The organism is Scytonema sp. UIC 10036, assembly GCF_009725235.1.
This window is the reverse complement of sequence record NZ_WJFC01000309.1, coordinates 1-11,479: the sequence shown is the minus strand read 5'-3', so window position 1 is coordinate 11,479 and position 11,479 is coordinate 1. Positions and strand designations below refer to the sequence as shown.

13 protein-coding genes and 1 pseudogene are annotated in these 11,479 nt (G+C 38.9%); 11 read left to right on the top strand and 3 right to left on the bottom strand.

Annotated features, from left to right (window positions below; genetic code table 11):
- The first annotated feature begins 376 nt into the window (after positions 1 to 376).
- The 5 genes from F7734_RS58115 to F7734_RS58095 all read left to right on the top strand — a co-directional run bounded on the left by F7734_RS58115 (position 377) and on the right by F7734_RS58095 (position 4,150).
- Positions 377 to 772 carry a hypothetical protein gene (locus F7734_RS58115; RefSeq protein ID WP_155753218.1) on the top strand — a complete coding sequence of 132 codons (396 nt, stop codon included), beginning with the start codon at positions 377 to 379 and terminating at the stop codon, positions 770 to 772.
- A 216-nt stretch (positions 773 to 988) separates the two neighbouring features.
- Positions 989 to 1,762, top strand: coding sequence for a hypothetical protein (locus F7734_RS58110; protein ID WP_155753215.1), 774 nt, complete (start codon positions 989 to 991; stop codon positions 1,760 to 1,762).
- 68 nt (positions 1,763 to 1,830) lie between these two features.
- On the top strand, positions 1,831 to 3,186 hold the full coding sequence (locus F7734_RS58105; protein WP_155753214.1) for a cytochrome P450: 1,356 nt from the start codon (positions 1,831 to 1,833) through the stop codon (positions 3,184 to 3,186).
- A 152-nt stretch (positions 3,187 to 3,338) separates the two neighbouring features.
- On the top strand, positions 3,339 to 3,704 hold the full coding sequence (locus F7734_RS64895) for a type II toxin-antitoxin system HicB family antitoxin (RefSeq protein WP_155753213.1): 366 nt from the start codon (positions 3,339 to 3,341) through the stop codon (positions 3,702 to 3,704).
- A complete protein-coding gene (locus tag F7734_RS58095) occupies positions 3,701 to 4,150 on the top strand; it encodes a PIN domain-containing protein (RefSeq protein WP_155753211.1) in 450 nt (149 codons plus the stop codon). Before F7734_RS64895 ends, F7734_RS58095 begins: the two co-directional genes overlap by 4 nt.
- A gap of 10 nt (positions 4,151 to 4,160) precedes the next feature.
- Here F7734_RS58095 and F7734_RS58090 read toward each other — a convergent pair whose 3' ends face one another.
- Positions 4,161 to 4,379 carry a type II toxin-antitoxin system HicB family antitoxin gene (locus tag F7734_RS58090; RefSeq protein WP_155753209.1) on the bottom strand — a complete coding sequence of 73 codons (219 nt, stop codon included), beginning with the start codon at positions 4,377 to 4,379 and terminating at the stop codon, positions 4,161 to 4,163.
- A 338-nt stretch (positions 4,380 to 4,717) separates the two neighbouring features.
- On the opposite strand from F7734_RS58090, the gene F7734_RS58085 reads away from it, so the two are divergent.
- Both F7734_RS58085 and F7734_RS58080 read left to right on the top strand, forming a co-directional pair.
- Complete coding sequence (locus F7734_RS58085) at positions 4,718 to 6,172, top strand: cache domain-containing protein (RefSeq protein WP_166482802.1); 1,455 nt, start codon at positions 4,718 to 4,720, stop codon at positions 6,170 to 6,172.
- A 478-nt stretch (positions 6,173 to 6,650) separates the two neighbouring features.
- Positions 6,651 to 6,857 carry a hypothetical protein gene (locus tag F7734_RS58080; RefSeq protein WP_155753206.1) on the top strand — a complete coding sequence of 69 codons (207 nt, stop codon included), beginning with the start codon at positions 6,651 to 6,653 and terminating at the stop codon, positions 6,855 to 6,857.
- A gap of 95 nt (positions 6,858 to 6,952) precedes the next feature.
- Here the strand turns inward: F7734_RS58080 and F7734_RS58075 are convergent, their stop codons facing one another.
- Together F7734_RS58075 and F7734_RS58070 are read right to left on the bottom strand one after the other, a co-directional pair.
- Positions 6,953 to 7,258, bottom strand: a complete 306-nt coding sequence (locus F7734_RS58075; protein WP_155753203.1) for a helix-turn-helix transcriptional regulator — start codon at positions 7,256 to 7,258, stop codon at positions 6,953 to 6,955.
- Positions 7,255 to 7,614, bottom strand: a complete 360-nt coding sequence (locus F7734_RS58070; protein ID WP_155753201.1) for a type II toxin-antitoxin system RelE/ParE family toxin — start codon at positions 7,612 to 7,614, stop codon at positions 7,255 to 7,257. The genes F7734_RS58075 and F7734_RS58070 overlap by 4 nt, the downstream gene beginning before the upstream one ends.
- Before the next feature lie 62 nt (positions 7,615 to 7,676).
- Here F7734_RS58070 and F7734_RS58065 point away from each other — a divergent pair.
- From F7734_RS58065 to F7734_RS58050, 4 genes and pseudogenes are all read left to right on the top strand, one after another.
- Positions 7,677 to 8,174, top strand: a pseudogene (locus tag F7734_RS58065) (ATP-binding protein); the annotation flags it as partial.
- Positions 8,175 to 9,498: 1,324 nt separating this feature from the next.
- Entirely contained in the window at positions 9,499 to 9,888 is a 390-nt protein-coding gene (locus F7734_RS58060; RefSeq protein ID WP_155753199.1) for a hypothetical protein, read from the top strand.
- Entirely contained in the window at positions 9,876 to 10,841 is a 966-nt protein-coding gene (locus F7734_RS58055) for a DUF4407 domain-containing protein (protein WP_166482803.1), read from the top strand. The genes F7734_RS58060 and F7734_RS58055 overlap by 13 nt, the downstream gene beginning before the upstream one ends.
- Positions 10,842 to 11,255: 414 nt before the next feature.
- On the top strand, positions 11,256 to 11,479 hold a 224-nt coding region (locus F7734_RS58050), incomplete at its 3' end, for a hypothetical protein (RefSeq protein WP_155753195.1).

Genomic DNA, 11,479 nt, shown 5'->3' with positions numbered 1-11,479 from the left:
AATAATAACGTGGTTATTAAATGTTTTTACGCAGGTTTTTTCTCAAATTGTGATATTTTTATCAAAATTTCTATTAACTTTACAAAACGGGTGATTCAGCAGCAATGTCCTACTGTATTCAAATATTCGGGCTTCAAGTCTTGTCTTCCGGATATTTTTTTCTTAAAGAAGCGTTACCTAAGTCAATAAAATTACATAGGAGCAACACGGAATTACCTTTCTTGTCTTTGGTTAGATGCAAAGTTAATACCTTGATATATCAGTGCGTGATTTTTACACAGAGAAAGCCTTTTTTGTCCTATGCTGTCTAAGTAAGTCAGGAAGCAACAATTAAAACTTGTCAGATTAACAAGAACATAGAGGAGTCTGAATAAAAATGAGGTTCATTGTCAGCCTAATCCTGTTGGGATTTCTAAGTGCATGTACGACGAGTGTACTTGCACCAACATCCCAACTCGTTCAAAAAGCACTTACCCTTGAGGTAGAACAGACTCAGCAACGACTCAGCGAACAACTCGATCTAAATTTTCAAGGATATGAAATTAATCGGCTGTCAATTACTGAAGAACAATCCCTAACGATTCAAAACTTACTCACTTATCGCGTTCGAGGAACCTACGATCTTGCGTTCAAGTTGCCAAAACGGCAAATAAAACAATCTCAAAAACCTTTTGAGCTTTACCTACAACTTCAAAGAGAAGGTAAAACTTGGCGTTTACTGTTTCCTGAAAGTGGGGTTAAAGGTTCTTGGCGGAGTTATTTAATTCGTTAGTGGTTAGTTGTTGGTGGTTAGTAGAGGCGCAATGCCTTGCGCCGGTACAGTGGTTAGTAGTTAGATAAACAAAAAATGACAAATTTGACTGGGTCACTCTAATTGTGACACGCTATTGATTGCAGGATTCAGTTGAAAAACTATCACAAGCATTTCTGTTTGACTTCCAATTCGCAGCAATGATGTAGAGAATAGCGTAATTGGAGAGATTACAGAATGTATTTTACCTTTTTTATCGGTTCCAGTCTTGGCGTTTTGGTTTTCGTACTGCTGGTTTTTAGCTTACTGCAATGGTTTCATGTACCAACTGGGAATTTCCTGGATTGGGTTATTGGTGGTGCAAGTTTTTGGTGGCTGCTCGCGATTGTAACTGTACCTTGGAACGTGCATTTTCAAGCAAAAGAAGTTTTGGCGGAGGCTACGCAATCCACTGAAAAAGGTATTCCAGTGGATGAAAAACAGTTGGAGTATGTCAAGGTTTTGGCTAAGCGATCGCTGTTGGTTGCTATTGCTTTACACTTACTGTCAGCGATCGCTCTTTATGTTCTTGCTGCGGCTGGTATTAGTGCCGTCGGTTACATCGGTTCTGGTGCTGCATTGTTATTGACTGGATTGCGTCCTGCTGTAAGCGCTTACGAGTATCTCTATGCAAGGTTGACAATGATTCGCCAAGAATGGACATATCCGCGTCAAGATATAGTGGAACTCCGTTCTCGCTTCACTACTCTTGAAGATACTGTGAAGCGCTTAGAAGAACAACTGAATCCAGAACAGCCCTACTCCTTAGCTGCGAATCAGCAAGTTTACACAGAAGAAACTCGTAAAGAACTAGCCCGTCTTGCTGCTAACATTGAAGAGTTACGTGCTACCAATCAGACAGAACACGAACGTTTGGCAAGAGAGGCACGACAAGCTATAGCACAGCTTTCGACTGATGGGCAATTTTTAGACCATGTGCGCGAGATTATCCGTTTCTTCAAATCAGCTTGATGGCTGTTTTTTAAAGATAATGATAATCTAATTGGTATTGTTTTAAATAGCCAACTTTACAGAGTAAAATGACCCAAGCGAAAGGAAAACTCCCCCATGGATCTCAAGCCCCTCAGTGGCTGCAGAAAATTCAGTGGATTACCAACCCCCTGGGTTATATGGATGCTGCTAAGGAACGCTATGGTGATATTTTCAATGCACCAGTGATTGGGAACGACTCCTGTTTGTTGTTGGTGAGCGACCCCCAAGCACTTCAGCAGATTTTTTCGGGTCAGAACAATAAATTTATCGCTCCTCCGAACAGGCTTTTGCAACCTGTAGCAGGAGATCGCTCTATATTTGTGCTTGAAGGCGATCGCCATCGGAAGGAACGCAAACTTTTGATGCCACCTTTTCATGGAGATCGGATGTTCTCCTATGGAAAACGCATTTGTGAACTCACTGAGAAAGCAATGAACCAGTTGCTTCCCGGTCAAATCTTTATTGCACGTACTCTCATGCAAGAAATTTCCCTAGAAGTTATCCTCAATGTCGTTTTCGGGGTTTACGAAGGGGAACGCTTTTGTCAGCTTAAAGAATCCATCGTTGCTTTATTAAATGAATTTCGGTCTCCTTTCACATCAGGTTCGCTCTTTTTTCCATCTCTCCAAAAAGATTTAGGGGCTTGGAGTCCTTGGGGTTCCTTCCTTAGAAAACAACAGCAAATCAATAAGCTCTTGTTTGCTGAAATCAAAGAGCGCCGTCAACAGCACGATCCTTCACGTACAGACGTTCTCACATTGCTGTTACAAGCACAAGATGAGGATGGCGAGGCAATGACAGATGAACAATTGCGGGACGAGTTAATGACGCTGTTAATAGCAGGTCATGAAACCACAGCTACGGCAGTTGCTTGGGCACTGTATTGGGTACATCGAGCACCAAACGTCCACGACAAATTACTTCATGAGCTAGAAGCTCTAGGGACAAATCCAGAGCCAATGGAAATTGTTCGTTTGCCCTATCTTACAGCAGTTTGTAACGAAGCTTTACGGATTTACCCAATTGCAATGCTAACAGTACCTAGAGCCGTGAAAGAACCTGTGGAACTGATGGGCTACCAGTTACAACCAGGTACAAGGCTCTATGGATGTATTTACTTAACCCACCGTCGTGAAGATTTATATCCAGAACCAGAACAATTTAAGCCAGAGCGGTTTTTAGAAAGGCAGTTTACTCCCTATGAGTTTTACCCCTTTGGAGGTGGAATACGCCGTTGCATTGGCGAAGCTTTAGCATTGTTCGAGATGAAGTTAGTTCTCGCCACAATGATATCCCGCTATCAAATGAGTCTAGCAAGCCAGAAACCAGAGATTCCCAAACGGCGGGGGGTGACTTTAGCTCCTGGTACGGGTGTGAAGTTAGTGTTGAAAGGTCAACGATAATTATGTAAGCATTTGTGCTAGTTTTACTAAGTAACATCATTTTTGGTTCTTTGTGCCAACATTACTAACCTTGTTTAAGGAAAATTGAAAGGTGAGTCAAAGTTTAGATTTAAAGAATATAGTTGGTTACAAAGAAGTTGGAGGTTGGAACGATGCAATATCAGGTATTTGTTAGGAGTCAATCTGAAAGCTGCTTCGTTGCATCTGTTGTTGGAATACCGAATTTAACGGTTGAGGGTAGGACAGAAGAAGAAGCGATCGCCAACGCACAAGCAGCCCTAGAATCGCAATTAGCAACGGGTAGACTTGTGACCATTGAGGTAAATTCAGAAGAACGCTCGAATGGAAATATGTCTCTTATGGAGAAGCCATTTTATGAAACCGCAACAGATGAGGAATGGGAAGCAGCACTCATAGATTTGGCAAATAGTGACTTTTTCAGCAAAGCCCTACCTCTTTCGGATGAAGCTATAAGCCGCGAGAGTATTTATCGAGAACGAGAAGATAGCCAATTATGAGTTATCTTGTTGATACAAACGTACTTGTACGTCTAGTGCAAAAGAGTAGTCCGATGCATACTGATGTCCGTAGAGCGTTCATCATACTGCGAAAACAAAGTGAAAAGCTTTGCATCATCCCACAGAACTTGATTGAGTTTTGGGCAGTTGCTACGCGCCCTCTAGCAAGCAATGGTTTGGGCTTGACAGTAGATGAAGCTCAAAGAGCAACTAGAAAACTCAAACGGATCTTTGTGTTATGTCCCGATACGCCAACAATTTTCTATACATGGGAAAATTTGGTCACAAAATATCAAGTCATGGGCAAACAAGCGCACGATACAAGGTTGGTTGCCGCTATGATTAACCATAACCTGGTCTATCTACTGACCTTTAACACAGACGACTTTAAGCGGTTTTCTGAAATCACTGCCATCGATCCAAGAACAATCGCATCAGAATCCTAACCTACCTGATTCAAACCGCTTTGTTAACCTTTGGTTCTGGCAATGGTTCACCTGTTGCTTCATAAGCCATAATTAAAGATTCTAGGGCTTCAATACCATTTGCCACTGCTTCCTCATAGCTATCCCCATGAGTCCGCCAACATTGCCCAGAAAAATCAGGAAATCCCACCAAAAAGGAACTATCTTCTTCTGACCATTGAATCAACATTTGATATTTAAGTTTACTCATCTCCTTGCTTCTCTGCTATTGCCTCTCCTCTACTTCGTTTATAGCTTGCTCTACATCTTTTTCTTGATAGGGTTTAGCATCCGAAGCATTTTTACCAGAAACCGTTAGTTTGCCAGCGTGTATAAGGATGTCTCCAATTTGTGTGACTTCCTTTTTCTCCTCTGCGTACTCTGCGTCTGTTACGGTTAAATAAATTACGTTGAAACCGCAGAGGACGCAGAGCTAAGAGAGTTTAATTGACTTAAGTTTTTTGAGATCGCATAGGAAAAAATTGTATACTAAGATGAAAATTATATTTATAAAAATTTATTACAATCTTGTTGTTCACTCTTAAACCTTTGACCGAGCTTCCTACCAAGCTGTCTCTGCGAACTGTTCTTATAGTCCCCTTTATTCTGCAAATTTTTGCTGTGGTGACTTTAACGGGTTATCTCTCCTTTAAAAACGGGCAAAAAGCAGTCAATGTCGTCGCCGCACAACTTAGGACTGAAATTAGTAAACGAGTTGAACAGAACTTACAAACTTACCTTGAAACTCCCCATCAAGTTAATCAGAGTAACGCAGTAGCTCTGGCTATGGGTGAATTAAATTTGCAGGATTTGGCAAAACTGGAACGTCATTTTTTTTATCAACTAAAAATATTTAATGGTGTCAATTTAATTGGGTTTGCTAATAATAAAAAAGAATTATTCTCAGCAGAAAGATTCCCTGATGGTTCGCTGACAATCAGAGTATCAGGGAAACAAACTGGTTATGAATTGCGGACTTATACAACTAACAGTGAAGGCGATCGCCAGAAAATTATCAACGTTGGCAAAGACTACGATCCCCACAAGCGTTCCTGGTATCAAATACCTATAAGAACGGGTCAACAAAGTTGGAGTGAGATTTATCCTCATATTACTGGTGAGACTTTGTATCTTGGCGCTTCTCAACCTGTTTACGATAAAAAAGGCAACTTAGAGGGAGTCTTACTTTCGAATTTAAATCTGTTGCAGTTAGGCAATTTTTTGCAAAGCCTAAAAATTGGTAAAACTGGAGAAAGTTTTATTATCGAGCGTTCGGGAATGTTAGTAGCAACTTCAACTCAGGAAAAGCCATTCGGGTTTACGCGTAAGACAGTTACACTACCAGAAAATAATGTGACACGGCTCTTAGCTAAAGAGAGTAGTGATTTGAAAACGCAAGCAACAGCTAAATATTTAGAAGAAAAATTTGGAAATTTTGACTTAATTAAAAACGAACAACAATTAGATTTCAAAGTTCATGGTGAGCGACAGTTTATTCAAGTATTACCTTTTCAAGATAATCGGGGAATTGACTGGTTAATTATAGTAGTCATTCCAGAAAGTGATTTCATGCAGGAAATTAATACTAATACCTCGATTACCATTGTGCTGTGTATTGCAGCCTTGGTGCTGGCTCTCGTCTTCGGTATTCTGATTGTGCGATGGATAACTCAACCAGTTCTGGCTTTAAACGAATCAGCGATCGCACTCACTCAAGGTGAATGGGAAAAGACGTTAGAAATAAAGGAAACAAAGCGTTGTGATGAGTTGGGAAAACTTGCTAAGACATTTCAAACTATGGCGCATCAACTTCAAGCAACATTTTTAGAAATGCAGGCTTTAAACAAAGCTTTGTTGCAAAGTGAAAGTCAGTTGGAGCAGCAAATTGCCAAACGTACCATGGAACTACAACAGGAAATTGTCGATCGCAAGCAAGCAGAGGTAGCACTGATAGAAAGCGAGGCGCGATTTCGGCAATTGTCAGAAGCCGATCGCATTAAATAAGGATTTTACTTTGGTAACACGCAATGAAGCAGATTTTCAACAGGCTGGTGTTAAGTTGATTAACCCTTGGAACGCTGTGTAATAATTTCCCAAAGCCGTATCTAGCACTTACTCCCTTTCCGCCCAAAGATGACTTATCTAAATAAACCGCAAAGGCGCAAAGAGCAAGGGAGTAAGAGGAACATATGTTCGGGAATTTTATCAAGAAAGGCAGAGGGCAGGAGGCAGCTATGCTGAAGGGAATACTGCCTCCTCCCTCTGCCCCGTACCGGGAAGGAACAAGGGTATAAAACCCCACCGTCTATACGGTGCTTACAATTGGTTGGGGTCTGAATCCCCATCCAATTGTTCCTTCTGCCCTCTGCCCTCTGCCTTCTGCCTTCTTCAAAGCGCAAAGGGAGTAATCAACCATGCAGTTGCTTGGGATGATTCTTGTGGGATAGGATGCAACCTGCATTTATTATAAAAAGTTGAATCTATGACTCCCACGCAACTTGTACCTATCCTTAAAGAGTTATCTGATTCTGACAAACTCTTGCTACTACATTTCCTGATAGCCGAATTGTTGAAAGAATCAGGTTTAGTTCCATTGGACGAGCAGGGCAAAATCGCTAACCAAGGCTCATATGATTCGTTTGAAGCTGCTGTTGTTTTAGCCCAGGTACTGGCAGAGGAAAAAGCATAGAAATTTGTCGTTTCTATCTGAAATTTCGCGATCGCATCTGCTTGTTGACTACAAGCGATCGCAAGTCAAAGAAGCAGCTTAGTAGAGCGAGCGTCTCAATCAAACTGAGAAATCACAACCTCTTTATCGGGAAAACGAGCAATGATTTTCAGACTTCCTCCAAGAGATTTAATGTATCGCGAGAGCGTTGATATTTGGATATCTTCCTGATGCTCTATTTTTGAAAGTGCTGATTGTACCACTCCCATATTCTTCGCCACATCGCTTTGAGTGTGTCCAAGGGACTCTCGAAGCTCCGAAAGTGTCAATTGGAGCAGTGCTAGGTTTGCTTGGATCTCACTTTCTACCTGTTGTTCAGGAGTCATTTTTTTGCGAAGTTGATTAAATGGCTTCGTCTTCATAAAAATCCTTCTGTTTTTAATTCCTCTAAGTGTTCGTCATACAACTTATCCGCTTTTGGAACATTTTCCTCGTACCAGGAATCCTCTCCTCCCTTGTTTCCTCCTAAAAGAAGAATGGCAGTTCTCCTTGGTTCGAATGCGTAGAGTACTCGGTACGGTTCTCCCTTGTGTTGCACTCTTAACTCTCTCATATGGGAATGACGCGAACTGTTAATTTTTGAACTGTAGGGAAACGGAAGTTCTGGTCCTCGTACCTCAAGCAGTCGCACTACTGCATCGATTGCAACCTGGGTGCTGCCGTCTAACTCCACCCACCACGCTTCAAATTCATTCGTGAATTCTACCTCCCAAGTCATCTTTACTGTCTACCATATTTTAACGACAATATCACCTTAAAGTTATATTATGGCTAGTGTACGTATTAACAGTTACACCAATGGCTTCCTTGCCTAAAATCGCACCGACTTGGTTAACTCCAGAAGGTGAGTTAGATAATAACGCTTTATTGCAGGCATTTTTAAAATTTTGGTGTCAGCATGGTGAACCACTATTAGGTAGTACTGTATACCATGAAATTGCACCCCATCTCGTATTAATGGCATTCTTACATCGCGTCGTTAATGGCGGTGGAACCTTAGAACGCGAATATGCTATTGGGAGCGATCGGATGGACTTATGTTTAAAATATGGAAATGTCACACTAGGAATCGAATTAAAAGTTTGGCGGGATAAAAAAGGAGACCCACAATCCGATGGTCTTGAACAATTGGATTCTTATCTAGCACGATTAGGATTAGATTCAGGGTGGTTGTTTATTTTTGACCGCCGTTCAAAAGCGCTACCAATCGAAGAACGGCTATCAACACAAATAACAAGCACAAAAAACAAACGTTCCGTCACCGTTATACGTGCGTAGTCAGGTAGGCTAGCCCCGTGCGGGGACGTTCCCTGCAGTGAATTGGGGTATTGTTAGGTTTTAGTTTTGACCTCAATGGCATCTTGTCGAATTCACACTTTTATAAGTTTAAACTGTACGTTCGCTCATTTTTAACGGCAAGATTTAATTAAGCCTTACAGCATCGCAAGCTGCGTAGGAGAAAGTTGAAGCCCATACATTTTTAACGGCAAGATTTAATTAAGCCTTACAGGGCTTGTAATCCAAGCGATACAATGGATGAAGGCATTTTTATTCGCACTCTCGCTTTTGGTCATTTTATGATTTATCATATGCCTGCGCCTTAAAGAATCGCCTCTGTCAGCCTTCTGTGATGGTCACAAATTTTACTGAAAAATAACGCTTTACGTAAAAATCCCCGTTTTCCTTTTAGATTAAGGCTTTAATTCCCCTTCGGATCTCAAAATAAGCGAACGCACAGTTTAAAATTCAACCCTGGGCTAGAGACAAGGTTGAGCTAGTTTTATAAAGTTAGAGCATATACCGGGTGAGACTTCAGATGTGTTTGCCTTAAGAGCAGGTCATGAGACAAGCTCAGGTTAACACTGGTGCTCTTGCTGTTATTGGCTATGCATAGACTTACCCAAAGTTCAAGTGCAGGAGATAACTATTTTTACTAAATTCCAGTCAAATAATGAAGCTGTTTAGTACGTGCCATCACATTACTCAGATTGGGTTAACGACAGCGATCGCGATTCCTTTGAGTTCTCCTTACCGACACTCGCGTTGAATCAAACACGCAAGTTAAGAGTTAAGGCTTAACTGACTTAAGTTTTCTGGTGCAGGTAGGAAAAACACTGCATACTGATATTACAAGAAAAGATTGACTCGTGACAATTTGTCAAGTCATTTTTCCAAAGCTCTTAAATCTATTACTAGGTGTTCGTTTGAACCTCTAAAAATCTTGAAAAATATGACTTAAAAAAGGGGAACATCTTAACCGGGCGATCGCACTTGAATAATTGACTAATTTTTGAAAACAATAGAACATTGCGTCAAGCTCTTTTTGAATCCTTTACTGCCTATAACGCTAAGAGTGTTATAGCTGGATTCCGTTAGTTTATTAAGAATAATTCTACGCTGTACAAAGAGCTAGAATTATAATTATGCAAGATAATATAGAAACCTCTCATAGTTTCATTAAGCAGAAAATTTATCCTTTGAAACTCAAATTCCTTATGAGGAAAATCGTTCAAGGTACTATGAACCTTGGAATAAATTATCTATTACTCACAGTAGTCCTTTATTAAAAGTTTAGTTTTTCCTCGAAGCACCAATACAAATTATGAATACATTAATGACAAACTTAATAAATCTAGTGGAAGTCATAGTAGGAAAAATAATTAAAATACCAGAACGAATATTACTAGCCTGCTCCGGAGTTTCACTAGACATTTTAAATAACAATGATTCTCAATGCCATGTTTATAAAGGAATTTATATGCGTTTAGGTGGCATTATTCTTATTATTAGTACGTTTGCAGCAGTGTCATCTGGTTATGCTGTCTTTACAGTATTAGAAGCAGGTTCAATTAAAGAGATTTCCCTTGAACCCGAAAGAGAACAAAAAATCTTGAGTATTAAAGATGAAATTTCCAGTTTAAAAATACAAAACAAAGAGATAGAAATACAAATAGAAAAACAAAAAAAAACAATCAGACTATTAATAAGCTAACAAAAGAAAAAGAAAAACTGGAACAATACTTTAATGAACCAACGAATCAAGCAAGTTCAATAAGAAAAATCTCAGCAAACGATAAGTTTGTATTAAATTTAATTATCTCATGTGTAATTGGTTTACTATGGGGCATATTAATTTTTTTAATTGATGGATTCATTATCGGCACAACTAGAAAAAAAATTGATTCTCCCGATCTGGTAAAGTCTGGGAACAAAACATCTATACCAGCGGACAAACTCGTAATAGCAGGTCGCTTGATCCTTGCTGCATTTGTTGGGTACATAATATCTATACCAGTTGAGATTCTAGCTTTCAAGCAAGAAATTCTTGCAGCTATTGTGGAAGAAGATAAAAATGTGAAAGTGACAGAAGATAAAAGCTCATCAAAGACAGTACTTCAAAATATAATATCAAGAATAAAAGAAGCAGAAGAAAAATACAAAATAGCTGATAAAGCTTATCATAACTATAACACATCAGGAGCTAAAATATCAAATATACCTAAAGATAGTCAACAATATAGAATTACGTTATTAGATCGAGAGAGTGAAAAGAATAAAGCAGAGTTAGCCCTTAAAGAAGCTCAAATTGAATATGAAATGTGCAATAGTACTCGAATTAGTTGCTGGACTCCTAATCCCGGTTTAATGAGACTGTACAAAACGATAGATAAATTGGATGATAAATTTCTACCTTGGTTAATAAGATTTGTGTTTATATTTATAGATATTCTTCCAGTACTGACGAAAATTTCTAAAAAAACTGATAATTACGATGTAGCTATAGCCAGTAAGGAGAGCAAAAAGAAAGCCAATTTTAAGCTAGAGCAAATAACTCTTAATACAGAAATTGAAATCTTAGAAAATAAATTTAAATTTAAAAAAGAAAAAATGGAAAAATTAAGCAAAGATATTGAAGATAAAATACAAGAAAATATCACTGTATAGTAAACGAGATTATCAAAAATCAAGATTCTCAAAAAAATATTAAAATCAAAAAAAACCACTAATTATAAACTATATGTTAAGATTGTATGAAAAATATTTCAGTTCACAAAACTCAATTTAGTAAAAGTACTATCAAGTAGGCAGGCACGAATAAACCTAACTATATAACAAAAAGTAAATCGCCCCAGATTCTTGCTATATTTCACTCCGTCTTGCCCCATTCATAATGACATAGTTATAAATTTTCCGGACTATAGTAATCGCACTTGATTCTTGCCACGTATACTGAAAACTAAACCTTTGTAAGGTCAGCTTTTAGCTCATTTGGTTTTTCAAAAATCAAATACTAATCCTATATCTACTAAAATTAAAAAAGGGAGCTAATCTTTAATGCACATTGAGTACTGTAATGGAATGAAATTAGGACTAGGTTATGACTCCATAACAAATCAGCTACGTCACTCTCCTTTCGAATATCAACAATTATCAGACGAAAATATGTATTTATCGGAAGGAAATGCTCAAACAACTGAATTTCAATTTAAAATACTTCAATCAAAAGAAGATTTTTCCCAAGCTTTATCTATGTCCGCATCTATAAACCTAAGTTTTTTAAATTGGGGAGGTAGTGCTAAGGG

What these genes read in the sequence shown, in the direction of transcription:
- F7734_RS58115 (WP_155753218.1), top strand. Translation starts at nt 377, where the DNA reads ATGAGGTTCATTGTCAGCCTAATCCTGTTGGGATTTCTAAGTGCATGT.
- F7734_RS58110 (WP_155753215.1), top strand. Translation starts at nt 989, where the DNA reads ATGTATTTTACCTTTTTTATCGGTTCCAGTCTTGGCGTTTTGGTTTTC.
- F7734_RS58105 (WP_155753214.1), top strand. Translation starts at nt 1,831, where the DNA reads ATGACCCAAGCGAAAGGAAAACTCCCCCATGGATCTCAAGCCCCTCAG.
- F7734_RS64895 (WP_155753213.1), top strand. Translation starts at nt 3,339, where the DNA reads ATGCAATATCAGGTATTTGTTAGGAGTCAATCTGAAAGCTGCTTCGTT.
- F7734_RS58095 (WP_155753211.1), top strand. Translation starts at nt 3,701, where the DNA reads ATGAGTTATCTTGTTGATACAAACGTACTTGTACGTCTAGTGCAAAAG.
- F7734_RS58090 (WP_155753209.1), bottom strand. Translation starts at nt 4,379, where the DNA reads ATGAGTAAACTTAAATATCAAATGTTGATTCAATGGTCAGAAGAAGAT.
- F7734_RS58080 (WP_155753206.1), top strand. Translation starts at nt 6,651, where the DNA reads ATGACTCCCACGCAACTTGTACCTATCCTTAAAGAGTTATCTGATTCT.
- F7734_RS58075 (WP_155753203.1), bottom strand. Translation starts at nt 7,258, where the DNA reads ATGAAGACGAAGCCATTTAATCAACTTCGCAAAAAAATGACTCCTGAA.
- F7734_RS58070 (WP_155753201.1), bottom strand. Translation starts at nt 7,614, where the DNA reads ATGACTTGGGAGGTAGAATTCACGAATGAATTTGAAGCGTGGTGGGTG.
- F7734_RS58060 (WP_155753199.1), top strand. Translation starts at nt 9,499, where the DNA reads ATGAATACATTAATGACAAACTTAATAAATCTAGTGGAAGTCATAGTA.